Source organism: Flavobacterium sp. RSSB_23 (assembly GCF_051547145.1).
GTDB lineage: Bacteria > Bacteroidota > Bacteroidia > Flavobacteriales > Flavobacteriaceae > Flavobacterium.
Window position 1 is genome coordinate 35725 of record NZ_JBPTTO010000011.1, and the last position, 24067, is coordinate 59791.

General features: G+C 34.8%; 24 protein-coding genes. 11 read left to right on the forward strand and 13 right to left on the reverse strand.

The genetic code is table 11. The annotated features are described in order from the left end of the window. Nucleotides 1-39 precede the first annotated feature (39 nt). Nucleotides 40-2901, forward strand: coding sequence for a DNA polymerase I (gene polA, locus ACSVH9_RS14065; protein WP_438064266.1), 2862 nt, complete (start codon nucleotides 40-42; stop codon nucleotides 2899-2901). A gap of 58 nt (nucleotides 2902-2959) precedes the next feature. Here polA and ACSVH9_RS14070 read toward each other — a convergent pair whose 3' ends face one another. Then, entirely contained in the window at nucleotides 2960-3985 is a 1026-nt protein-coding gene (locus tag ACSVH9_RS14070; RefSeq protein ID WP_438064267.1) for a LacI family DNA-binding transcriptional regulator, read from the reverse strand. A gap of 335 nt (nucleotides 3986-4320) precedes the next feature. Here ACSVH9_RS14070 and rplM point away from each other — a divergent pair, with 335 nt between their 5' ends. The 4 genes from rplM (at nucleotide 4321) to tsf (ending at nucleotide 7047) form a co-directional block, all read left to right on the forward strand. After that, nucleotides 4321-4776 carry a 50S ribosomal protein L13 gene (rplM, locus tag ACSVH9_RS14075; protein WP_064715636.1) on the forward strand — a complete coding sequence of 152 codons (456 nt, stop codon included), beginning with the start codon at nucleotides 4321-4323 and terminating at the stop codon, nucleotides 4774-4776. After that, nucleotides 4776-5162: a 30S ribosomal protein S9 gene (gene rpsI / locus ACSVH9_RS14080; RefSeq protein ID WP_024980376.1), complete on the forward strand. Its 387-nt coding sequence runs from the start codon at nucleotides 4776-4778 to the stop codon at nucleotides 5160-5162. Before rplM ends, rpsI begins: the two co-directional genes overlap by 1 nt. Before the next feature lie 172 nt (nucleotides 5163-5334). Continuing rightward, nucleotides 5335-6096 carry a 30S ribosomal protein S2 gene (gene rpsB / locus ACSVH9_RS14085; RefSeq protein ID WP_064715635.1) on the forward strand — a complete coding sequence of 254 codons (762 nt, stop codon included), beginning with the start codon at nucleotides 5335-5337 and terminating at the stop codon, nucleotides 6094-6096. Nucleotides 6097-6222: 126 nt separating this feature from the next. Further along, a complete protein-coding gene (tsf, locus tag ACSVH9_RS14090; RefSeq protein WP_159690071.1) occupies nucleotides 6223-7047 on the forward strand; it encodes a translation elongation factor Ts in 825 nt (274 codons plus the stop codon). Between the two features lie 151 nt (nucleotides 7048-7198). On the opposite strand, the gene ACSVH9_RS14095 is transcribed toward tsf, so the two are convergent. Further along, nucleotides 7199-8440, reverse strand: a complete 1242-nt coding sequence (locus ACSVH9_RS14095; protein ID WP_438064268.1) for an MFS transporter — start codon at nucleotides 8438-8440, stop codon at nucleotides 7199-7201. A gap of 205 nt (nucleotides 8441-8645) precedes the next feature. Between ACSVH9_RS14095 and ACSVH9_RS14100 the strand changes: the two genes are divergently transcribed. From ACSVH9_RS14100 to ACSVH9_RS14110, 3 genes are all read left to right on the forward strand, one after another. Next, nucleotides 8646-9704 (forward strand): Ppx/GppA phosphatase family protein, encoded by a 1059-nt coding sequence (locus tag ACSVH9_RS14100; RefSeq protein ID WP_438064269.1) that lies wholly within the window; start codon nucleotides 8646-8648, stop codon nucleotides 9702-9704. Between the two features lie 128 nt (nucleotides 9705-9832). After that, nucleotides 9833-10498, forward strand: a complete 666-nt coding sequence (locus ACSVH9_RS14105) for a queuosine precursor transporter (protein WP_438064270.1) — start codon at nucleotides 9833-9835, stop codon at nucleotides 10496-10498. Next, the gene (locus ACSVH9_RS14110; protein WP_438064271.1) at nucleotides 10479-11054 is read left to right on the forward strand and encodes a DNA-3-methyladenine glycosylase I; all 576 of its coding nucleotides are present in this window, start codon (nucleotides 10479-10481) and stop codon (nucleotides 11052-11054) included. The genes ACSVH9_RS14105 and ACSVH9_RS14110 overlap by 20 nt, the downstream gene beginning before the upstream one ends. Nucleotides 11055-11064: 10 nt before the next feature. On the opposite strand, the gene aat is transcribed toward ACSVH9_RS14110, so the two are convergent. From aat to ACSVH9_RS14125, 3 genes are all read right to left on the reverse strand, one after another. Continuing rightward, nucleotides 11065-11700, reverse strand: a complete 636-nt coding sequence (gene aat / locus ACSVH9_RS14115; protein WP_438064272.1) for a leucyl/phenylalanyl-tRNA--protein transferase — start codon at nucleotides 11698-11700, stop codon at nucleotides 11065-11067. A gap of 105 nt (nucleotides 11701-11805) precedes the next feature. Continuing rightward, the gene (locus ACSVH9_RS14120; protein ID WP_064715629.1) at nucleotides 11806-12186 is read right to left on the reverse strand and encodes a DUF3127 domain-containing protein; all 381 of its coding nucleotides are present in this window, start codon (nucleotides 12184-12186) and stop codon (nucleotides 11806-11808) included. 12 nt (nucleotides 12187-12198) lie between these two features. Continuing rightward, on the reverse strand, nucleotides 12199-13074 hold the full coding sequence (locus ACSVH9_RS14125; RefSeq protein WP_438064273.1) for a flavin reductase: 876 nt from the start codon (nucleotides 13072-13074) through the stop codon (nucleotides 12199-12201). Nucleotides 13075-13163: 89 nt separating this feature from the next. Here ACSVH9_RS14125 and ACSVH9_RS14130 point away from each other — a divergent pair, with 89 nt between their 5' ends. After that, on the forward strand, nucleotides 13164-14309 hold the full coding sequence (locus ACSVH9_RS14130) for a sensor histidine kinase (RefSeq protein WP_438064274.1): 1146 nt from the start codon (nucleotides 13164-13166) through the stop codon (nucleotides 14307-14309). A gap of 64 nt (nucleotides 14310-14373) precedes the next feature. Continuing rightward, entirely contained in the window at nucleotides 14374-14613 is a 240-nt protein-coding gene (locus tag ACSVH9_RS14135) for a GlsB/YeaQ/YmgE family stress response membrane protein (RefSeq protein ID WP_438064275.1), read from the forward strand. A gap of 68 nt (nucleotides 14614-14681) precedes the next feature. On the opposite strand, the gene ACSVH9_RS14140 is transcribed toward ACSVH9_RS14135, so the two are convergent. The 3 genes from ACSVH9_RS14140 to greA all read right to left on the reverse strand — a co-directional run bounded on the left by ACSVH9_RS14140 (nucleotide 14682) and on the right by greA (nucleotide 16906). Beyond that, entirely contained in the window at nucleotides 14682-15854 is a 1173-nt protein-coding gene (locus ACSVH9_RS14140) for a transglutaminase domain-containing protein (protein ID WP_438064276.1), read from the reverse strand. Between the two features lie 173 nt (nucleotides 15855-16027). Beyond that, entirely contained in the window at nucleotides 16028-16417 is a 390-nt protein-coding gene (locus ACSVH9_RS14145) for an HIT family protein (RefSeq protein WP_438064277.1), read from the reverse strand. Nucleotides 16418-16429: 12 nt separating this feature from the next. Then, nucleotides 16430-16906, reverse strand: a complete 477-nt coding sequence (gene greA, locus ACSVH9_RS14150) for a transcription elongation factor GreA (RefSeq protein WP_342690055.1) — start codon at nucleotides 16904-16906, stop codon at nucleotides 16430-16432. Nucleotides 16907-17158: 252 nt separating this feature from the next. Between greA and ACSVH9_RS14155 the strand changes: the two genes are divergently transcribed. Next, nucleotides 17159-17572, forward strand: coding sequence for a Rieske (2Fe-2S) protein (locus tag ACSVH9_RS14155; protein ID WP_438064278.1), 414 nt, complete (start codon nucleotides 17159-17161; stop codon nucleotides 17570-17572). Between the two features lie 201 nt (nucleotides 17573-17773). Here ACSVH9_RS14155 and ACSVH9_RS14160 read toward each other — a convergent pair whose 3' ends face one another. The 5 genes from ACSVH9_RS14160 to ACSVH9_RS14180 all read right to left on the reverse strand — a co-directional run bounded on the left by ACSVH9_RS14160 (nucleotide 17774) and on the right by ACSVH9_RS14180 (nucleotide 24018). Next, on the reverse strand, nucleotides 17774-19915 hold the full coding sequence (locus ACSVH9_RS14160; protein ID WP_438064279.1) for a TonB-dependent receptor: 2142 nt from the start codon (nucleotides 19913-19915) through the stop codon (nucleotides 17774-17776). A 247-nt stretch (nucleotides 19916-20162) separates the two neighbouring features. Beyond that, entirely contained in the window at nucleotides 20163-20564 is a 402-nt protein-coding gene (arfB, locus tag ACSVH9_RS14165) for an alternative ribosome rescue aminoacyl-tRNA hydrolase ArfB (RefSeq protein ID WP_438064280.1), read from the reverse strand. 1 nt (nucleotide 20565) lies between these two features. Further along, nucleotides 20566-22701 (reverse strand): DUF4301 family protein, encoded by a 2136-nt coding sequence (locus ACSVH9_RS14170; protein WP_438064281.1) that lies wholly within the window; start codon nucleotides 22699-22701, stop codon nucleotides 20566-20568. Beyond that, nucleotides 22653-23285: a nicotinamide riboside transporter PnuC gene (gene pnuC, locus ACSVH9_RS14175; RefSeq protein ID WP_438064282.1), complete on the reverse strand. Its 633-nt coding sequence runs from the start codon at nucleotides 23283-23285 to the stop codon at nucleotides 22653-22655. Before pnuC ends, ACSVH9_RS14170 begins: the two co-directional genes overlap by 49 nt. Continuing rightward, a complete protein-coding gene (locus ACSVH9_RS14180; RefSeq protein ID WP_438064283.1) occupies nucleotides 23278-24018 on the reverse strand; it encodes a geranylgeranylglyceryl/heptaprenylglyceryl phosphate synthase in 741 nt (246 codons plus the stop codon). Before ACSVH9_RS14180 ends, pnuC begins: the two co-directional genes overlap by 8 nt. Between the last annotated feature and the right edge of the window lie 49 nt (nucleotides 24019-24067).

Genomic DNA, 24067 nt, shown 5'->3' on the forward strand with positions numbered 1-24067 from the left:
TGTTTATTTTTACCCTTTCAAATTTTAGATTCAAAATACATGTCAACTCAAAAACGACTTTTCCTTTTAGATGCCTACGCCTTAATTTTTCGTGGCTACTATGCTTTTATCAAAAATCCTAGAATCAACTCAAAGGGAATGGATACCTCGGCGATTATGGGATTTATGAACTCCTTGATGGACGTTATCCGAAGAGAAAAACCCGATCACTTGGCAGTAGCATTCGACAAAGGTGGTAGTGATTATCGCTATGAAATGTATCAAGAATATAAAGCCCATCGTGACGAAACTCCTGAAGCGATAAAAATTGCAGTTCCCTACATTCAGGAATTGTTAAAGGCAATGCATATTCCAATTATTGAAAAAGCAGGTTTTGAGGCCGATGACCTTATTGGCACCTTAGCCAAACAAGCCGAAAAAGAAGGCTACCAAGTATTTATGGTTACACCTGATAAAGATTTTGCACAATTGGTCTCAGAAAATATTTTCATGTACAAACCCGCTCGAATGGGGAATGACATTGAAATATGGGGAATTCCAGAGGTTTTGGCTAAATTTGAAATTGAACGACCAGAACAAGTAATAGACTTTTTGGGAATGATGGGAGATTCTGCGGATAATATTCCAGGACTACCTGGAGTTGGGGAAAAAACCGCAAAGAAATTTTTAGCCGAATATGGAACCTTAGAAAACTTGTTGGCCAATACGCATCAACTTAAAGGGGCGATGAAAGAAAAGATTGAAGCCAATAAAGAATTAGGAATTTTATCGAAAAAACTAGCCACTATCCTACTCGATTGTCCTGTTACTTTTGATGCACAAGATTATGAATTATCTAAACCAGATGTAGAAAAAACGGATGCTTTGTTTCAAGAATTGGAATTCCGTCAAATGAAAACACAATTCGACAAACTCTTTGGCACAGGAAAAGAATATGACGAAATAGATGGAAATGGGGATGGAAACGAAACGAATCCAGTCACTTCAAAAAAAACAGCATCAAAAAAGACCGCTGAAAACCAAATGGATTTGTTTGGATTCTCTGATGATGAGAATAGCAATGAAAATGGTTTAAATAAGTTTTACCAAACACTCGAAGACACTCCTCATTTCTACCAAATCATTCAAGGAGATTTTCCAGTAAAATTATTACTTCAAAATTTATTACAACAAACTTCAGTATGTTTTGACACTGAAACGACAGGAATCGATGCTTTGAATGCCGAGCTTGTTGGTTTGTCTTTTTCATGGGAGAAAGGCAAAGGATTTTACGTTCCTTTTCCCGAAAATCAAGAAGAAGCTCAAGAATTAATTGAAAAATTTAGTCCTTTTTTCGAAAATGAAACCATCGAAAAAATTGGTCAAAATATGAAATATGATTTAAAAATTCTATCCAATTACAACATTCAAGTCAAAGGAAAACTGTTTGATACCATGATTGCGCATTATTTGATTAATCCAGATATGCGACACAACATGGATATTTTATCTGAAACCTATCTAAAATACAGTCCAAAATCTATCGAAACTTTAATTGGCAAAAAAGGAAAGAACCAATTATCGATGCGTCAAGTAGAATTGGAGGCAATTAAAGAATATGCCACCGAAGATGCTGACATCACTTTTCAATTAAAAGAGCATTTCCAACCAATTTTAGAAAAGGTTGGTACCAAAAAATTATTTGATGAAATTGAAATTCCTTTGGTACAAGTATTGGCTGATATGGAAAAAGAAGGCATCAATTTAGATGTTGATTTCCTAAAAAACATGTCGATTGATATGCAAAAAGAGATTGATGCTTTCGAACAACAAATTTATGAAACGGCGGGTGAGAAATTTAATTTGGCATCCCCAAAACAGCTAGGCGATATTTTATTCGATAAGCTAAAAATTGGAGGAACGAAACAAAAGAAAACCAAAACAGGACAATATGCTACTGGTGAAGAAGTTTTATCTTACTTAGCCAATGAACACCAAATTGTTCGCGATATACTTGAATGGCGCCAAATGGTAAAACTGCAAAGTACGTACATAGATGCCCTACCCAACCAAGTAGATAAAAAAACAGGACGAGTGCATACCGATTATATGCAAACTGTGGCAGCAACTGGTCGTTTGAGTTCTAATAATCCTAATCTACAAAACATTCCTATTCGTACTGAAAGAGGACGACAAATAAGAAAAGCATTTATCGCACGTGATGAAAATTACACGCTACTTTCTGCCGATTATTCTCAGATTGAATTACGCATTATCGCCGCTTTGTGTGGGGAAGAAAATATGATTAAAGCCTTTCAAAACAAAGAAGACATCCATAAAAGTACGGCCGCCAAAGTATTCAATGTTCCTTTAGAAGAAGTAACCAAAGAACAACGTAGTCATGCTAAAACGGTCAACTTCGGAATTATCTATGGTGTATCGGCTTTTGGATTAAGCAATCAAACCAATTTATCTAGAAAAGAAAGTGCCGATTTGATTGAAGCCTATTACAAAACCTATCCAAGATTAAAATCATTCATACAAGAACAGGTTGATTTTGCCAGAGAAAACGGCTATGTAGAAACCATTTCAGGCAGAAGACGTTATTTGAAAGATATCAATTCAGCGAATGCCATTGTTCGTGGAGGAGCAGAACGAAACGCTGTCAATGCACCTATACAAGGTTCCGCAGCCGATATCATCAAAATTGCTATGATTAATATTCATAAAAAACTCACTGATGAAAATTGGCAGTCCAAAATGTTATTACAAGTTCATGACGAATTGGTTTTTGATGTTCACCATTCTGAACTCGAAAAAATACAACCCATGATCAAACACGAAATGGAGAATGCCTTCAAAATGGCAGTTCCATTGGATGTTGAAGTTGGATTGGGAAAAAATTGGCTGGAAGCGCATTAGAATAAAAAAAGGCTCGCAACTACTTTGTTACGAGCCTTTTTTCTATGATTTTAAGAGATTAGTTTAATCGAGTAGATTCTCTTTCTTTCAACTTAGTTTTAATTACTTTGGTTTGATATGGCAAATGCTCTTCTTTAGATTCTAGACGATCAATTAATAATTGAGCGGCTACTTCACCAATTTCAACACCATGCTGACTTACTGTGGTCAAACTTGGAGATAAACGTCTTGAAGCTAGAATTCCATCAGCAAAACCAATAATCGACAACTCCTCAGGAATTCGTAATCCTTTCTTCAAACCAAACTTCAAAGCAGCAACGGATTCATCTTCAGCTAAAGCAAAAACACCATCAATAGTATTATTGGCATAAATCGCTTCTACTTTTTCATTAAGTCCTTCACTAGAATCGGTTCTCAAAATGATATTCTCATTGACAGGTAAATTATTGTTTTTCAAAGCTTGCAAATAGCCCTCTAAACGCAATTTACCAATACTCAAATTGTCAATAGTAGAAATAAGAGCAATATTTTTACACCCTGAATCAATTAAATATTGGGTAGAATCTAAAGCAGAATCAAAGTCATCAACAATCACTTTATCACAATCCAACTCGTCTGTGGTTCTATCAAACAGAACTATTGGAGTTCCTTCACTTATAATTTCTTTAAAGTGATTGTATTCGTGTTGCTTTTGTGCTTCTTCAGAAATGGATAAAACAAACCCATCAATTGTACCATTACTTAACATTTCTAAAGTATGGGCTTCTTTTTCTAACGATTCATTAGAAATACACATAATTACATTGTATCCATTTTCGTCAGCAACTTTCTCAATACCACTAAACACTTTAGCAAAAAAGGAATTTAGAATATTAGGGATAATAACACCGATTGTTTTTGTTTTACGGTTTTTTAAATTCAAACCAATAACATTAGGCTTGTAATTTTTAAGCTTTGCGTACTCTTTAATTTTAATTTTAGTTTGTTCGCTTATCTCTGGGCTATCATTTAATGCTTTGGACACTGTAGAAACCGAAACATTGAGTTCTTTGGCAATTTGTTTAAGGGTTGCTTTTGCTTTCATATGATAGAAATGTAGTTCGAAATTTGAATGAAGTTAAAAATAATGAATAATTTTAAATTATATGCATTAAACAAGCGAAGATAGTGATTATATTTATTTTATATATACTAAAACCACCTGATTTTTCGCAAAAAAAAGAAATTCAAGGTTTTATATTTTTACCGGTAGGTTACACAAAATCAATAAGTGAGAAATCAACCAAAAGAATATACAATTGATTATCAACATAGAAAGCAACAAAAAATAATCATTTGAGGTATTTGTATTTAAAATAATTAATTGTACTTTTGCAACCCCTTTATTGGGGATGGAATGTTTAATTAAAATATATTATTGTGAACGCATTAAGCTACAAGACAATCTCAACAACAAAAGCCAATTCTACTAAAGAATGGATCGTTGTAGATGCAGACGGTCATAACTTAGGACGTCTTGCTTCAAAAGTCGCTATGATTTTGAGAGGTAAGTACAAGCCAAGTTATACACCACACGTGGACTGTGGAGATAACGTAATTGTTATCAACGCAGAGAAAATTAACCTTACAGGAAACAAAATGGATGACAAAATTTACATGCGTCATACAGGTTACCCAGGAGGACAAAGAACTTTAACTGCTAAAGTTTTGCAATCTAAAAACCCAGCGTTATTAGTTGAAAAAGCAGTAAAAGGGATGTTACCTAAAAACAAATTAGGAGCAGAACTTTTTAGAAATTTAAATGTTGTTGTAGGAGCTGAGCACAAACAAGGAGCTCAAAAACCTAGAACTGTTAACCTAAACGATCTTAAGTAATGGGAGTTATTCACAAAATCGGTAGAAGAAAAACCGCTGTTGCACGTGTTTATGTTTCAGAAGGAACAGGAGTAATCACTGTAAACAAAAAAGAATTCGCAACTTACTTCCCAACTGCTACTTTACAGTACAAAGTAATGCAACCAATGTCTATGACAGAAAATGCATCAAACTTTGATGTAAAAGTAAACGTTTATGGAGGTGGTGTAACTGGTCAAGCAGAAGCTGTAAGAATGGCAATCGCTCGCGCAATGTGTGAAGTAAATGCTGAAAACAGAGGAGTATTGAAACCAGAAGGTTTATTAACAAGAGACCCAAGAATGGTTGAACGTAAGAAATTCGGTCAGAAGAAAGCTCGTAAGAGATTCCAATTCTCTAAACGTTAATATTGCCTGTCTTGTGCAATACGTACAAGACTTCGTTTATTTATTGAATTTAAAAACAATGTTGTTGTTGTCCCGATGCGTCGGGAAATTAGTTTAGCATCTAAATGTAAGTAGCCGATTTATCGCCATTCTTACATTGCTATATTCAACAGAACGTAAACTAGTACAAAAAATGTCAAACAAAGTAGAAGTAAAAGAATTACTAGAAGCAGGTGTTCATTTTGGACACATGACTAGAAAATGGGATCCAAATATGGCTCCTTATATTTATATGGAGCGTAATGGAATCCACATTATCAATCTATATAAAACTGCAGCAAAAATTGAAGAGGCTAATGAAGCATTGAAAAAAATCGCTGCATCAGGTAGAAAAATATTATTTGTTGCTACCAAAAAACAAGCAAAAGACATCGTAGCTGAAAAAGCAAAAGCTGCAAACATGCCTTACATCACTGAAAGATGGCCTGGTGGAATGTTAACAAACTTTGTTACTATCCGTAAAGCTGTTAAAAAAATGTCTTCTATCGACAAGATGAAAAAAGACGGAACTTTTAACACACTTTCTAAAAAAGAGCGTTTGCAAGTAGATCGTCTTCGTGCTAAATTAGAGAAAAACCTAGGTTCAATCGCTGATATGTCTAGACTACCTGCAGCATTGTTCGTAGTAGATATCAAAGCGGAACACATCGCAATAAAAGAAGCTCAAAAATTAAACATTCCAGTTTTTGCAATGGTTGATACTAACTCTGATCCACGTGAAGTAGATTATGTTATCCCTGCAAATGATGATGCTTCTAAATCAATTGACAAAATTTTATCTTTAGTTACTACTGCTGTAATCGAAGGCCTTTCTGATAGAGGTGCTGAGAAAGAAGTTGAAGCTGCTCCTGCTACCGAAGAAGTAGCTCCTGAAGCTCCAGCAACTGAAGAATAAATCAAATTTTAAATTCCAAAACTTAAATTCCAAAATCCAAAATCAGAAAATTAACTTTCTGATAAAGTTGGAATTTGGGATTTGAGAATTGGAATTTTTACTTTTAACATTTAAATACAAAATATTATGGCAACAATTACTGCTGCAGACGTAAATAAATTAAGAACAATCACAGGTGCAGGTATGATGGACTGCAAAAAAGCCTTGGTTGAAGCAGAAGGAGATTTTGATTTAGCTATCGAAAACTTACGTAAAAAAGGACAAAAAGTAGCGGCTAACCGTTCTGATAGAGAATCTACAGAAGGAGCTGTTATCGCTGTTGTAAATGCTGAAAAAACTGCTGGTGTTGTAGTTTCATTAAACTGTGAAACTGACTTCGTAGGTAAAAACGAATCTTTCGTAAAATTAGCTCAAGATTTAGCTGCTTTAGCTTTAAACTTCAATACTAAAGAAGAATTATTAGCTGCTGATTTCAACGGAATTACTGTTGCTGAAAAATTAATTGAGCAAACAGGAGTTATTGGAGAGAAAATCGAAATTGGTGCTTTCGAAAGATTAGAAGGTGCTTTCATCGGTTCTTACATCCACGCTGGTAACAAAATCGCTACTTTAACTGCTTTATCTAAAAACATTGAAGGTGCTGACGAAGTTGCTAAAAATATTTCTATGCAAGCTGCTGCAATGGCACCTATAGCTCTTAACGAAGACGGTGTTGATGCTGAAACTATCGCTAAAGAAATTGAAATCGCAAAAGACTTATTACGTCAAGAAGGTAAGCCAGAAGCTATGTTAGACAATATCGCTAAAGGTAAATTAGCTCGTTTCTTTAAAGACAACACTTTAGTAAACCAAGATTACATTAAAGATAACAAATTAAGCGTTGCTGCTTATGCTAAATCTTTAGATAAAGATCTTATTGTAACTGGTTTCAAAAGAGCTGCTTTAGGATAATAAACTGTTGATTTTACTTCTTGTAATTTCAAATAAAAGTCCCAACTTTAATAAAGTTGGGACTTTTTATTTACAGCTATATATGATTTAATTCCAATAAAAAAACAGTAGTAAAATAATCACTACTGTTTTTTTTATTTATCCGATGATGTTATTTTCTATCGTCGCTTTCTACTGGAATCATCGTTGCTTTACTCAACTCCTCTTTCTCAACCATTGCAAACAACTTAAACACCAACAAAGAACCTACAACTCCTAAAATCGACATAAAAACCCAATTCGTTTCATATCCAGAGTTTTGAATAATTTCCATTCCTGTTTTAGCACTCAAAATGTGCGCAAAGCTGTAACTCATCGTAAAAGCAGCCATATATTTTCCTTCCCTTTGCTCATAAGATCTTTCCATAGCAAATGAATTAGCAAAAGGAAAGGTAAGCATTACTCCACAAGTCATAAAAAGCATCATAGGAATCAACATACCTTCCCATGGATACAATAAGAACAAAAAGCTTGTAGCCATTAAAACTAATCCAATAAAGATTACTCTATGATTGTTTATTTTATTTCTACTTACATAATTCACAATTGGAAGTTCAAAAAGCAAAATCAATAAACCGTTCAAACTTAACAACAATCCACTATCAAACTCCGACATATTGAATTGTTCTTTGTGATACAAAGGCAAAGTTGTAAATATTTGAAAGAATAAAATTCCAGTAATCAAGCAAATAACCAAATGCAACATAAATGGTTTATCTTTCATAACTGATATATTTTTTGGCAAAGCTCTTTCTGCAGCAGTTTTAATCGGCAATTGTTTTTCTCTTACAAAGATCATAAAAACAATAATGGCTAAAATACAAGTAGCACCATCTGCATAAAAAATGTACTCATAACCTGATTGCATAATAATCAAACCGCCTAAAACAGGACCAAAAAGAAATCCTAAATTCACAGCCGCTCTAGTCAAGGAGTAAGCACTTGCTCTATTTTCTTTAGTAGTAAATGTTTTTAGGCACACTAACATAGCTGGTCTGAACATATCAGCAATTGTGGTAAGAACAAGTATTCCAAGGCACAATTCTTCAAAAGTAGTAGCATAATGGAGCAAAATAAAAACAATCCCACTAGCAAACAAACTAAAAACCATCACTTTGTAAAATCCTATCTTATCAGACAGCTTTCCACTAAGCCAAGTCCCAACTATAGAACCAATTCCGAAGAAAACCATCACCCAACCAATCTGGCTGTAACTGAAATGTAAATTTTCTTTCATGTACTTTGACAGAAAAGGAATAACCATTGTACCTGCTCTGTTGATAAATGTAATTAAAGTCAAAATCCAAACTTCTCTTGGAAAATCTTTAAAATTGTCGAGGTATTTTTTTATCATAATTAATTATTTTTGGGGCAAAAAATATTTTTATAGAAGCAAAAATAGATTTTTTTTTGACCACAACAACAAAGAAATGTTAAATTATAATGGAGACATCTAAAAAAAATAGTATTACTATTTTTAATAAATAAAAATTAAAAAAAACGAATAAAAGTTTCATTTTTTAATATAGATTTGCAATCGAACCCCAAATTAAAAAAGCATGAAAGAAAAATTTTACTTTGTCGCAGCGCTTCTTATTTTTTCTTACTCTTCGTATTCACAACTTTATGGAGGAATAGAAATTGGTAGTAAAGGTGTAAAAATGACTGTTCTTGAAGTAGAAAACTTGAAGAAAAACAACTATGACGTAAAAGAGTTTTGGACGGAAAACGTTGGTATCGCAACTGGTATCTCGATAGATGGTACATTATTCAAAGAAGACATAGAAAGAGCAGTAGCTGTAGTTTTGTTGAACTACAACAAAATGCTAACTGAGTACAAAATAGAAGATAAAAATATTTTCATAGTAGCTTCTTCAGGAGTTGGACTTGCAACAAATACTGCTGAACTTACAGACAAAATCAAAGCGTTGACCAAGAAGAACGTTGAAGTTATCTCTTCTTCATTGGAAGCAAAACTACTTTTAAAAGGTTGTATTCCTCCAAAAAATTATTTGAGTTCAGTAATTGTAGACATTGGAGGTGGTAACACAAAAGGTGGTTATGCAAAAGAAATCAATTCTTCTGGGGTATTCTTCCCTATCTCTGCCGATATCGGAACAGTTACTTTAACCGAGCTTATCAACAAAAAATGTAAGCAAAAAACTGTTTTCGAGTTTAACGAAGAAATGTTCAACTACTTACCTACATTACGTGAAACTTTCACAAAAATGTACACTAACCGTCCAGAATCACAACAAAAAAACAATGTATATATTTCTGGTGGTGCAGCATGGGCTATGTACACTTTGTTGAATGGAAATGTAGCAGAAGAAAACTTTACTCCTGTTACTTATGATGACATTTTAACGATTAAAGCTATTGCAGAAAACAACTACCAACGTTTTGTTTTGGATGCTGAAAACAATGCTGAAAAGAAAAAAGTATTAAAAACCTACCAACAAAAAAACTTAATTGCAGCTTTTAACCTTTTGGAAACCTGTCTTGAAGTAATTCCAGATATGAAAAACAAAAAGATTTATTTTGCAAAACAAGGTCAAATTGCTTGGTTAGTAAGTTATGTATTCGATAATGCTAGAGGAGTAAAACAGATTTACTAAAAAAGTATTTAATCAATTTAGAAAAATCCCATTCGTTTGTCGAATGGGATTTTTTATTTAACAACTGTTCGTATTCGGAAACAGAAACCAAATCAAAATAAAATGCTATTTTTGAGAAACTAAAGACTATGTTTCAAACTCGAAAAGATTTTGTTTTTGTTATTCTTGCTGGTATTTTTATCACCAATGCAGTCACTGCCGAATTGATTGGAGGTAAGTTAATCCAAATCGGCCCTTTTGTAATGAGTATTGGTATTTTGCCTTGGCCAATAGTATTCTTGACCACCGATTTAATCAATGAATATTTTGGAGAGAAAGGCGTTCGTAAACTTTCCTTTATTACGGCCTGCCTTATTGCGTATTCGTTTATCATTTTACTGCTAGCGATGAGTATTCCCGCAGCCAAAGGAATTAGCCCAGTAAACGATGATCAATTTAAAGCCGTTTTTGGACAAAGTATGTGGATTATCGTGGGAAGTATCATTGCTTTTCTCGTTTCACAGCTCATCGATGTAACTGTATTTTGGTTTTTTAAAAACAGAACTGGCGATACTAAAATTTGGCTGAGAACCACAGGCTCAACTCTGGTTTCACAACTTTTTGATTCCTTTATTGTATTGGGCATAGCATTTTGGCTTCCTGGAAAAATTGATTTCGAAACTTTTTTAAGTTCTGCTCTTATAGGTTATACTTTCAAACTTTCTATTGCCATTCTTTTAACACCAGTAATATATGCTGGACATCATTTAATTAAGAAATTTTTATCCGACGCAGATGAACGAATTAATTCATAATAAACAACGATGCGGGTGGTGTAACTCAAGTGAAGTTTACCAAAACTACCACGATGAAGAATGGGGAAAGCCTGTATATGATGATGCCACCTTATTTGAATTTTTACTCTTAGAAACTTTTCAAGCTGGCCTAAGTTGGATTACCATCTTAAATAAAAGAGACAATTTCCGTAAAGCATTTGACGATTTTGATTATAAAAAAATCGCCCAATATTCTGATGATAAAATTCAAGAATTATTACAAGACGCAGGTATCATTCGTAACAAACTGAAAGTATATTCCGCTGTAACCAACGCTCAAAATTTCATTAAAATCCAAGAAGAATTTGGAAGTTTCTCTACTTATATTTGGGCTTTTGTAGACCATAAACCTATAGACAATTTCCCTAAAAGCTTGAAAGACGTTCCAGCTACTTCAGCGCTTTCGGATGCAATTAGTAAGGATTTAAAAAAAAGAGGATTCAAGTTTGTAGGCTCAACAGTTATCTACGCTCATATGCAAGCCACAGGAATGGTGAATGATCATGTTGAAAATTGTTGGACGAGAAAAACTTAAATACATTTATTTACCCTTTCAAAATACTCATAAAATCGGCTCGTTCTATTTCTACGCAACCCAAACTGGCTAAATGATCATTATACACTTGACAATCTAAAAGACGGTAGTTATTAATTTTAAGGTGGTTGACTATAGCAATGAATGCCACTTTAGAAGCATTGGAAACCAAAGAAAACATACTTTCCCCACAAAAAATATGTCCTAAATCTACGCCATACAATCCTCCTACCAATTGATCATCTTGCCAAACCTCAACAGATTTTGCAATACCTAATTCGTGCAATTTACAATAAGCCTCAATCATATCATTTGTAATCCAAGTTCCTGTTTGCCCATCGCGTTTTACTTGTTGGCAATGAGCAATAACCGCTCTAAAATCTTGGTTAAAAGTGACTTTAAAGATATTTCGATTCAAAATGTTTCGCATACTTTTTGACACCACCAAATCCTCTAGAAAAAGTACCATTCTTGGATTGGGCGACCACCAAATAATAGGCTGCTCCTCTTCAAACCAAGGGAAAATTCCACTTGAATAAGCCAACTGTAAACGCTCTGGAGATAAGTCACCTCCAATAGCCAATATCCCATCAGCATTTGCCTCAGAAACAGGTGGAAAAAATAAGTTTTTAGATAAATGATACATCTTTTACGTTCAATAATTTAATTAAAAATGCCATAAAAAAAATTCCAAATCCCAACACAACTTAATGCTTTGGAATTTGGAATTTAGAATTTGAAATTTATTCTTTTAGAAAGGTAAATCGTCTGCTTCTTCCTCATTAAAATTCGTTGCTGGAGCAAAAGTTTCTGCCGCTGGCATTGGTGGTGCTTGAGCAGGAGCTGCTGCTGCAACTGGAGCTTGTTTTTCAATTCTCCATCCTACAATAGTATTAAAGTGTTTTACTTCGCCTTGAGGACTCACCCATTCTCTCCCTCTTAAATTGATAGAAACTTTAACTGGCTCCCCAACTGCATAACTATTCAATAAATCGGTTTTGTCTTGCTGAAATTCAATCGAAATATGTTGTGGGTATTGCTCATCAGTAGTTACTACAACTTCTCTCTTTTTAAAAGAAGCACTTACTTGTTGCACAGGGTTGATTACTTTTACTCTTCCTAAAACTTCCATAATACTTAAAATTTACTTTTTGGCTAATAATAACTTCCAAGCCTCTATAGCTTTTCCGTTAACTAAATACTCTTTTGCTTTTTGAAATTTCTTATCCATATCGTCGGCACTGAGGACCGCTTTGACATCAAAATTTTCTTTTACAAATATAGTAATTTCTTCTTCTGTTGGAATTTTTTCTATGTTTCCTAATTTACCTAAGTCATTCCCGTCAAAATAAGCACTTTCTCTAATAAAATCAGGGATAGCATCTACTCCAACACCCAAGGTATTTAAAGGTTTTTCAACTTCAAAAAGACCTTCGTTCGATCTAGAATACCAATTTCCGCCTAATCTTGAAACCAAATCAATTTTGTGTTGATCAATCGCTCCATTACTATCCAAAATCGACTCATCGATGTGCAACTTTACTACTTCGCACAAAATTAAATTCCCCGCTCCGCCTTCTGTCCCCAAAGCAATAATTTGAGTGACTTTGCATTCAAACTGCACAGGAGACTCTTTTACGCGATAGGGCTTTACGATAGTTGAAGGAATGGGAGTAAATCCCGATTTTAAAAATTCATTCACACCTTCTGGATATTCAGTACTCGACAAAGAAGTTTGCTGCACCATATCATAATTCACTACATTTATAACCACTTCTCGAGTAGCTTCAGCATTTTGCAACGTATGTTTTATTGTATTATCTCGAACTCGACGAGCTGGAGAAAAAACCAAAATGGGAGGATTGGCACTGAATACATTAAAAAAACTAAAAGGAGATAAATTAGGCACTCCATTACTGTCTATTGTACTTGCAAAAGCAATGGGTCTTGGACCAACTGAACTTTGCAAATAACCTTGTAGCTGAGCGGTAGGAATACTTTTGGGATCTATAGTTACCATAAATTGAAGTTAAAGCGCTATTTTGTTTTCACAAAAGTAAAATACAACCATCATAAATTCGTTATATTTATAGTTAAAAAAAGAAACTTATGCACTTTTCGAATAAAAGAAACACCACTCGATGGATCATTATCGCTTCATCGTTCTGTTTGGTTTCTTTAATTTTGTGGAATACTTATACCTTTTTTCAAATATTTAAAAATGAAGAACGGTTAAAAATGAATCTTTGGGCTCAAGCTCAAAAAACATTAATCAATGCCGATGAAAACACAGATGTAGATTTGCCGCTACTCATTTTTAGCAATAACACTTCCATTCCTATTATGCTTACCGAGAAAGACAGCATTATAAATGCCGTCAATATCGATACTACTATTATTAAAAACACTGAAAAATCAAGACTCTTTTTAAGCAAACTAAAAGGCGAAAACGAACCTATTAACATTGTTTATGCCCCTGGAAGAATTCAAAAGTTGTATTATGGCAACTCCTCGCTTTTGAATCAATTAAAATATTATCCTATTGCTTTGTTACTTATCATCGTGTTGTTTGCTGGTCTAGTTTATAATTATTACAAAAGCACCAAAATGGCAACCCAAAACAAACTTTGGGCAGGAATGGCTAAGGAAACTGCCCATCAAATTGGCACGCCATTATCCTCATTGATTGGCTGGATTGAGCTTTTAAAAACCGAAGACATCCCAGAAAGTACGACCAAAGAAATCGAGAAAGACATCGAACGCCTTCAAACCATTACAGATAGATTTTCAAAAATTGGTTCAGAACCCAAACTAGAGCAAATGGATATCGTATCCGAAACGCTACTTTCTTATGACTATTTGCAATCACGCTTTTCGAAACAAATTGCATTCTCTCATTCTGCTCCGCAAAAAAGTATAATGATACCGCTAAATGCTACTTTGCATAGCTGGACCATAGAAAATATGGTTAAAAATGCCATTGATGCGATGAAAGGGAAAGGCAAATTACATTTAGCCATTGAAGAGGAAAACGACAGTGTAAAAATTACCATCACAGATACAGGAAGCGGCATTCCAAAAAATCAATTTAAAAAAATCTTTGAGCCTGGCTATACGACCAAAAAAAGAGGATGGGGATTAGGCTTGTCTTTAACCAAACGCATTGTTGAAGATTATCACAAAGGAAAAATCAAAGTATTACAGTCAGAAGTAGGAAAAGGTACCGCTATGCAGCTCATTTTTGTAAAATACTGATATTATTGTTTTTATGATTAATTTTTAATTAATTTTAGAAGATTAACTTATAAAAAATAATCTTATGGAATTTTTGTATTTTCTTTTGATTGGTGCCATTTCAGGATGGCTAGGCGGACAACTTTGGAAAGGTAGTGGCTTTGGTTTATTTGGCAATATCATTATGGGTATTGTTGGGAGTATCGTAGGCGGCTGGTTAGCAGGAAAATTTGGAATTGGCGGCGGAGGTCTCCTTTGGCAAATTATAATAGCTGCTGGAGGCGCTTGGGTACTACTTTTCGTCATCAGTTTATTTAAAAAATAATTTCTTAGTTCATATAAAAAAGGGGATTTCAAATTGAAATCCCCTTTTTTGTTTCTGACATCCAAAGATTAATTTACAGGCAAACCGAACCAAGTTACTTTGTTAAACATCGATTTTCGAGCCAGTTTCCCTTTACTCAAATACTCGTTTACAAATTTTTCCTGTTCTTCTATTTGCAATAATAATTCGGTTAAGTTTTTACGAAACGCCGACAACGTTGCTCTATTGCTATCGTTAAGAGTGCCAATAGCATCCAAATCTTTTTGACATTTTACTACTTTTGCTTTGGGTGCTGCAATCATTTCCCTAATTGTATCATCGGGCAAAGTTGGTTTAAACTTTTTATTTCTATAAAAAATAAAATCGTTGAACATTGCTGTTGCAGCATTACTTTCTTCTACAATCAAATTCAATTTTTCTACTGCTTGATTGTTTCTTTTTCCAGACAATTCGTTCTTTTTATTTTCCAAATAGTCTTTTATTAACTTCGTTGACACACCATTCGCTTCCACTCTGCTAATACATTCAAATAGCTTAATCTCTTCAGTCTTTTGTTTTAACTTCTCTATTTCATCAGCAAAATTAAAAACTGGTTTAGCTGGATTGGCTACAACTTTTCCAGAAATAAATTCAGCATTACTAATAGGATATCGGGACAATTGCCATAAATAATCAAAAGGCATATGGGTTTCCAACATTGCTTTCGGTGGTGTTTTGAAATAAAAGTTATTGAGCTTTTTATTGAAAACACCATTGTTTACGGAACCTGCACCCCAAGTTGGGTCAAACAACCACCACTTGCCCTCACTCTTAACCGCACACCAAGCGTGAGACAATGCCGCCACTTTACCAAATTGTTTGGTATATCCTTCAATGATTTCACTTTCAAAGCCTAACTGACTCACAATCGCATTAAACAATTCGGCATAATGAATACATACCCCTTTTCTGGTGGTTAGCGTTTTATCTATTTTCTGTTCCGAAGTGTCGCTAAATTCGATATTCTCCATATTGGCCACATCATAACTAATGTTGGACGCCACCCAAAAAAAACTAGCTCTTAACTTCTCGTTTTCTGACTTAAAATTAGTTGCAATATAATCGGCAATACTTTTTGAGTTCTTGGTAGACGATTTCGGAATCTTTGCCATTTTTGCGTCTATCAGAACAAAATTATCTTTCGTTTGTCCAATGGTTAGTAAGGCACAAAAAAAGAGGCAATAAGAAAAAACGATTTTCATATATGTAAGAGTTATTTGTTAGAGGCCATATATGGTATCGCCTTCTACTTATCGGTGTTTGTTTGCAACAAACTTTTTGTTAATGGCGATTTCATAGTTGAGAATTGGTATAAAAAAAACACGAACAGCATTCAAAGATTGCTATTCGTGTTTAAATATATGAAAAAAAGATTTTATAAATTCTGTTGAATCTTTGTTGCCAAAGTTTCGAATTCCTCTTTTGTCAAAGCGACTTTATTTTGAAAACGCATTTCGTTCATTTCATTAATCGGAATCAAATGAACGTGTGCGTGAGGTACTTCTAGTCCAATTACAGCCATACCTATTCGTTCACAAGGCACTGTTTTTTCTAGAGCAGCGGCTACTTTCTTGGAGAAACGCATCAATCCTAGATACAATTGCTCATCCATATCAAAAAGCTTGTCAATTTCTTGCTTAGGAATACAAAGCGTATGACCAGCTGCATTCGGATTAACATCCAAAAAAGCTAAAAATTGCTCCTCTTCTGCTACTTTATAGCAAGGAATTTCGGCATTTACAATTTTGGTAAAAATACTACTCATCACTATTGTTTTTTAGTCGCGAGAAATTTCAATGATTTCAAACTTCAATACTCCGTTAGGCACAGTAATTTCAGCAACTTCGCCTACTTTTTTACCCAACAAACCTTTCCCGATAGGAGAAGTCACCGATATTTTTCCGGTTTTCAAATCCGCTTCACTTTCGGCTACCAAGGTATATTTCATTTCCATACCATTCCCTTGATTCTTAATCTTTACATTAGAATGAACCAAAACTTTAGAAACATCCAATTGGGATTCGTCAATCAATCTAGCATTAGCATAAACTTCTTCAAGCTTAGAAATACGCATTTCCAACAAACCTTGAGCTTCTTTGGCCGCATCATATTCTGCATTCTCAGACAAATCTCCTTTGTCTCTCGCATCAGCAATGTCCTGCGAAGCTTTAGGACGCATCACTCCTTTCAGGTAATCCAATTCGTCTTTTAACTTTTTTAATCCTTCTGCTGTATAATAAGATACTTTACTCATAACTTTTTGCGTTAATAATTAAGTGGTTTTTTCTTGTTTCCTTGCACATAAAACCAATGCAATACTATTGGTTTTCTTACGTTTCACATTACAATACCTGACTGATATAAAATAGAAAAAATCCCATCAGGACGGGATTTCTTTCCGCAAATATACTATAATTTTTTTTATGCTATAATTAAATGTTAACCATAACCAATCCAAAGTTAAATAAATTAAATTTGTTTCACTAATCTTTGATGCTATTTTAAAATGATAAAAAAACTGCTTTTCCTATTCGCAATTGTCCTACTATCAAGCTGTAGCGATAATGGTGTATCCAATAAAAACCCCTACATTCCGAATTATTCCTTTACCGTAGACATCAACACTAGTTTACCCGCCTACTCCAACTTAAAATTTCCGAGTAATGCGGTTTTTTACGCAGGAGCGGGAGCTCGTGGACTTATTGTTTTCAATACTGGAAGCGGTTACAATGCATTCGATGCCGCTTGCCCGAATCAAGCACTAAGCAGTTGCTCAACCCTAACCATCAAAGGCATCAACGCCATTTGTCCTTGCGACAGCAAAGAATACAGCTTATTTTCTGGCTTAAGCGACCTACAATATCCCCTAAAACAATACCGCATAGAAGTTATCGGAAGCGTGATTCGAGTGTATAATTAATAGTTGGGCGTGCCACCTCACAACAAAGGGGGCAACTCATCTTGCTGGTGAGTTGCCCCCTTTGTCGTGAACTGTCGGGCTATCCGCGCTACTTCGGTAGCCAGCTCCTATCCCTCACGCGGGTAAAACTACTCATCCTCTTTGAACAAAAAAATCCAGTGTCATAACAACACTGGATTTTAAAAATAATTAAACTAAAAATTAAAATTTCAAATTCAATCCTGCTAAGAAATTAATTCCTGCTTGTGGATAATACGAAGGATAGATGTCATACATATACCCGTTAGACACATACTTTTTATCCAAAAAATTATTCACTAATCCACTTAACACAATTTCTTTGAAGATTGTTTTAGGCTTGAACGTGTAACTCACATTGAAGTCATTCACAAAATAATCAGCCAGTTTTGCAGCAGGCAACTCGATATTGTTCATAAATTGCTCTCCGACAAATTTTTGCAACAAAGACAAATGCAAGGCTTTAAAAGGCGAAAACACCAATACATTCCCCACAATTACCGATGGAGAATAAGCAATATCTGTTGTTCCAAAATTTGTACCTGTAATATTCAAATCCACATTTTTATTGGCACTTAAAGTAAAGTTAGGACGTACCATCCATTGTTCAGAAAGAGCAATAGTAGCATCAACCTCAAGACCTAAACGGTAACTTTTTTCACTATTTGAACGAATAGGAGCGCCCACATCATCTATTTTTCCAGTCAAAATCAACTGGTTTTTATATGCCATATAATAGATGTTGGTGTTCAATTGTATTTTTTTGTTGTTCAAACGCCATCCCAATTCAAAGTCATCTAAGGTTTCAGGTCGTACGCCTCCATTTTCATAATCGGTGCGATTCGGTTCGCGGTTGGCTCTTGCATACGAAAAATACATCGTGTTCGCCTCGTCGAACTTATAATTCAAACCAGCTTTAGGATTAAAAAAGCGAAAGGTATCATTGACCAAACCAGTTTCTGGGCTATCGGCTTTGTACTGTACGTGACGGTATTGCAAATCTCCAAACAAGCTCAATTGTTCTGTTACTTGATAATTGGCTTTGGCAAAAAAGTTCCCATCAGTTTTCGTAGCAAAATCTTCATAATATCGGTCTCCCAATTCACTTTGAGAAGCGTAACGCGCCCAAATTACTTTCCCAAAATGAAGGCCTTCATACTTATTATATCCTCCACCCAAAATTAATTGTAACGCATCGGTAGTATAATTGGCAGAAAAAGTAGTGCCATAAAAATCATTGTCTAACCATTTTTGGCGCACCAAATCAGTTTTGTCAATCGTTGTTCCATTAATGACAATCGGATTCAAACCATAACTAGAAAACTTAGCCTCTTCTTTGTAATTTTCGTAATAGCCTTTCCCTTTTGTATAATGCAAAGCAAAATTAGAACTCCAATTATCCGACCATCTTTCGTTCCAGTGCAATTGCGAATGGTCTTGTTGGTAATTATCGGTTTCATTATCATAAAAACGAGTAATTCCTGCTTCATCTGTATACATTCCAGCCGAATTAAAGGTTCGATCGCTATTTAGTGTAGCGCCATCAATCCCGTTCCAAGCTTGGTATGTTTTTTCTTTTCCTCCAAAAACCAAGGCTTTTAGCAAAGTAGTTTTCCCTACATAAGTTCCTTGCAAGAAATACGATTTTAAGTCTGAACTAGCGCGGTCAATGTATCCGTCAGATTGTAAAACAGATAAACGTCCTTCGATTTCAAAATGGTCGTTTAGTAAACCGGTACTGAATTTAACCGTGTTTTTCAAAGTACTAAAACTTCCTACTGAGCTGGCAATTTCAGCACTTGCTTCTTTGGTATACGAATCAGTTAGCATATTCAAACTCGCTCCAAAAGCTCCTGAACCATTGGTAGAAGTCCCCACACCACGTTGCAATTGAATACTTTCTACTGAAGAAACAAAATCAGGCATATTCACCCAATAGGTACCGTGACTTTCAGAATCATTGTACGGAATTCCATTGATGGTTACGTTTATACGAGTAGCATCACTACCACGCACGCGTATCCCTGAGTAGCCAATTCCGTTACCAGCATCAGAAGTAGTAACTACTGAAGGCATGTAATTCATGAGAGTTGGAATGTCCTGGCCTAAATTGCGGAACTGGATTTGTTTTTTGGTCAAATTGCTAAAAGAAACCGGCGTTTTAGAAGTCACACGCACTGCCGAAACCAAAACATCATCCAATTGATTGACTTTGGTCGTGTCTTTTACTTGTGCAAAAGTGATACTAGAGAATAGAAAAAAGAGAATAGAAAAAAGACGTAAAGGAACTGTCTTTGTACTTTTTGAATAAATTAAAGTGTTCATCCGTAAATAGTTTTACGAATAAAAGGGGGAATTATTCTTTTGTTTTTAAATTAATAAATGATTTGTTTCTATGACAAGACAATAGCGTGCACTCTACAATTTTGTCATTTTTTCCCTTGGCAGCATTACCCGCCCAGGTTCTTTGGGTATGATCTCAGCTCGTTATTTAGAGCACCCCTTTGAGACGGGGCAAATATAAATCATTTGTTTGAAGTTCCAAGTTTAAAGTTTAAAGTTTTTGAAACTACTAAAAATCGGGCTTCCTTCTAGATTGTTTTATATCTGACAAACTCTTTTTATCCTTAATGCGCTTTCTTATGGCCGATTTTGGAATTTTGGTAGCTTTTCTTTCTTTGGCTACAAACAAACCTGCTCGGATTATCGCCAAAAAACGCTTAATCACAATGGCTTTGTTTTTGAGTTGACTTCGGTCTTCATCACAATGCAAAATCAACAGTTGTTCAGACGTTAATCTATTGGCTAATTTGTTTTCAAGTACTATTTTCTCTTCCTCGGTTAATGCTTGAGATTGTTTCAAATCAAAAGTTAAAACCACTTTAGAAGCAACTTTGTTAACATTTTGTCCTCCAGCACCACTACTTCTAACGGCTTTAAATTGTAACTCTTTTACGATTTGATCTATTTCCATACTATAAATTTTGATGGAACTGGTGCGCTGGTTTAAGTAAGTCGTTTACATTTTTAACTGGATTGAAAGTCACCATTGGAACCTCAACAAAAATCGTTATCCATTTAGCCATAGCTCCATTCCACAAACCTGGCAATTCATATGATTTAATAGTTTCATTGCCCAATTTTCTCTCCAAAATAAATCCACTAAGCGGATCAACATAACGAGTCAAATCAAATTTTTCGTTTTGAAAATTCTTAATTCCACATACCAAATCTACAGGGTTAAAATGAGTAGCACTTTCTAATATAAGTTGCTGCTTTTCATTTTTTAAATCAACTTGAGACGATTCAACAATTTGCAAAGTCGTTCTCCCTTTACCATCAATTACCCAAAATGGGCCACCACCTGGTTCGCCCTCATTAATAACCATTCCGCAAACACGAATAGGACGATCTAAAACACGAGTTAATTCTTTTACTTTATTATCAAAAGTAAACTTAGAAAATCCTTTGACCAATTCGATATTAAGTTCATTTTGAACAAAATGAACAATTTCATCGACTTCAACTTCACCTACTTGCTGCGCATAAATAGCTCTTAAATAGGAGAAAACACGTTGTTGGAATCCTATCAAAATACCTGCTAACCCTTTTTTGTATAAAGCAATAGCCTCAATATGATTTTGAATTACATTATCAATGTTTTTGATAAAAACAATGTCAGCATCCAAAGCATTGAGATTTTGAATCAAAGCGCCGTGACCGCCAGGACGGAACAAAAGTTCTTTATTTTGATTTCGAGCCAAACGATTATTGGTATCCACTGTAATAGAATCGGTTGATTTATCTTGATAAGAATATCCAACATCTATAAGTGTATTGGACTCTGATTCGATTTTGATTTTAAATTCTTGCTCTAATTTATCAAACAACAATTGATGGGATTCCGTAATAGTAAAATGCAAATGCCCTTTTTGTTGAACAGCTGCATAAGCCACACATTCGTTGAGATGCTCCTCAAATGGAGTTGCTACGTGATCTGAATATTTATGAAAAGGCAAAACACCCTTGGGTTTACTCCCAAAATCGAAATAATCAGGATATAACAAATACGTTATGAAATAATAATTTTTTTTGTCTGCTGGCCAAAACTTAAAGTCGGCAAAATCAGTCTTAAGCCTCTTATCTATCGCTTCAAAAAAGGAGAACTTATCCATCCCAACAATAAAAAGCGAGAGCTCCAAATCGCGTTTTCTGTTGATATAGGCATTAATACTCTCTGTTTCGTAATGATAATCTCTTAAGAATTCATTCAAAAATTTAAACATTCGTGTTGCAGCTCCCGAGGCTGGCACTAACTTCATCAGTTTCAAACTTGCCTTGTTCTCATCAAAAAAAGCTGCTTTTTCAACAAAATCTTCAGTTGCTAGGCGCAAAATACCGTCATTTACTGTTGCTGGTCTATCAAGAATTGCCTTCGGAATTCCGTTTTGATAAAATTCTAATTGTTCACGTACTCTTTCCAGTGGAATACCGTGTTCATAAATTTGAACAAAATTACGAGAATCAATACCCATTTTTTTGGCAACATTCAAATCATTCAAAACGGAAACGGCTTTTTTCAAACGTGTTTCTTTATCACCAGACAGCGTAATGAAAGGCTTTTTATTATCGATTAGCGATTGTCTAAAAGCGGAAAAAATAGAATCTCGCCCTTCTGGACTGTCCCTTAAACCGTCATCTTCCCACGGCACATCGATATCTGTTAGAAAAAAAAGATCATATTGATGAGTGCGAGCCGCCTTATCCAATAACGAGTCACAAAAATTATAATACAGTTCAGAAAACACTTTGGTCACCATCAGATTGGTATCACAAAACAAATAAGTATTTGCTATAGCTGCGCTCTCGTTTTCTAATTTGGTTTGACCATAGGCAATTGGCAACATATCGTCTATATCACAAACGCCACGACCACTATCTAATTTTTCTTGTAAATAGTCGCGTGCAAATTCGGGTACCCAAACTGTTTTATAATACTCCGCTAATTGCTTCGCCAAAGTCGTTTTGCCTGTAGATTCAGGTCCAAAAATGGCAATTCGTATTATTTCTGAAGCTCCTGTTTTTGTGTTTTGTCTAAGATTTTCTTCCATTCTAAATAACCGTAAAAGGCAATAATTGTGAATATAACGTATTGAAGGCTGGTAAAAGTGTAGCCTTTTGCAAAATAAAGTGGAATAGAGATGAAATCACCTATTATCCAAAAAATCCAATTCTCTATTTTTCGTTTGGCCATTAACCACATACCAACAAAAAATATAGCCGTCAATAAGGTATCAACATAAGAATACCAATTAGTAAATTTACCAAAATAAAGATACACAACTATGACGAAAATAATTGTACTACAAAAAATAAAAAGTCCATATATTTTATCTTTGTTTGTAGTCCGTGAAATCGGAAATTCTACTTCATCCCCTTTTTTGCGTGTCCAATGGTACCAACCGTAAAGACTCATCACAAAATAATACACATTGATCATCGAATCGCCTAATAACTCCCATTGCCAAAGCAAATAGGCATAAATTGAAGTACTAACCAAACCCGTTGGAAATACCAAAATATTATCTTTTTTGGCAAACCAAACACTGGCTAAACCAAAAAAAATGGCAATGAGTTCCAGACTAACCATCAGTGTGGAATAGTCTTTATATTGTGCAAAAAAATAATCAATCATTGTTTATAGTGAAGTGTTTGTTTTCAAAAAAAGAAGGATTTTTTTCAAAAGCAGTTCCGATAACTACCAAATCAGCTCCTGCATCATACGCATTTTGTATACCCAACAAAGAGGTAATGCCTCCGCCAACAACTAGTGGAATAGTGGTGTTTTTAGCAACTTCTTGAATCATTTCTAATGGAACCGATTGTTTTGCGCCACTTCCTGCTTCGAGATAAATGAGCTGATGCCCTAGCATTTCGCCTGCCATCGCGGTATTACAAACCGCCTCGACATCGATTCGTGATATGGGTGTAGTTTTACTCACGCGAGCTACTGCCGTTTCGTTACCGCTTTCTATTAAAAGATAACTGGTAGGAATAATTTCTAAGTCGGTTTTTTTGAGAATTGGCGCTGCTTTTACCTGATGTTCGATTAAAAAATCGGGATTGCGACCCGATAGCAAGGACAAAAACAAAATACCATCAGCGTGAATAGAAATTTGAGAAGGATTGCCAGGAAAAAGCACAATAGGCAACTCACAACTGCTTTTAATCTTTAGAATTAACTCGTCAATAATATTATGAGTTACGTGGCTTCCACCAATAAAAACGTGCGTAGCTGGAGAGTTTATCACTTTTTGAATTAAAGCAGGAACCGTATTCAAATCAATTTTATCGGGGTCGAGAAGAATGGCAAGGAGCTTGCGTTTTTCTTTTTTTGCCAATAGAATATCTTGATAAATGTTTTTCATAATAATCATCTTACAGCTATTTGCTGAGTTGACACAAAACTACTGAAAG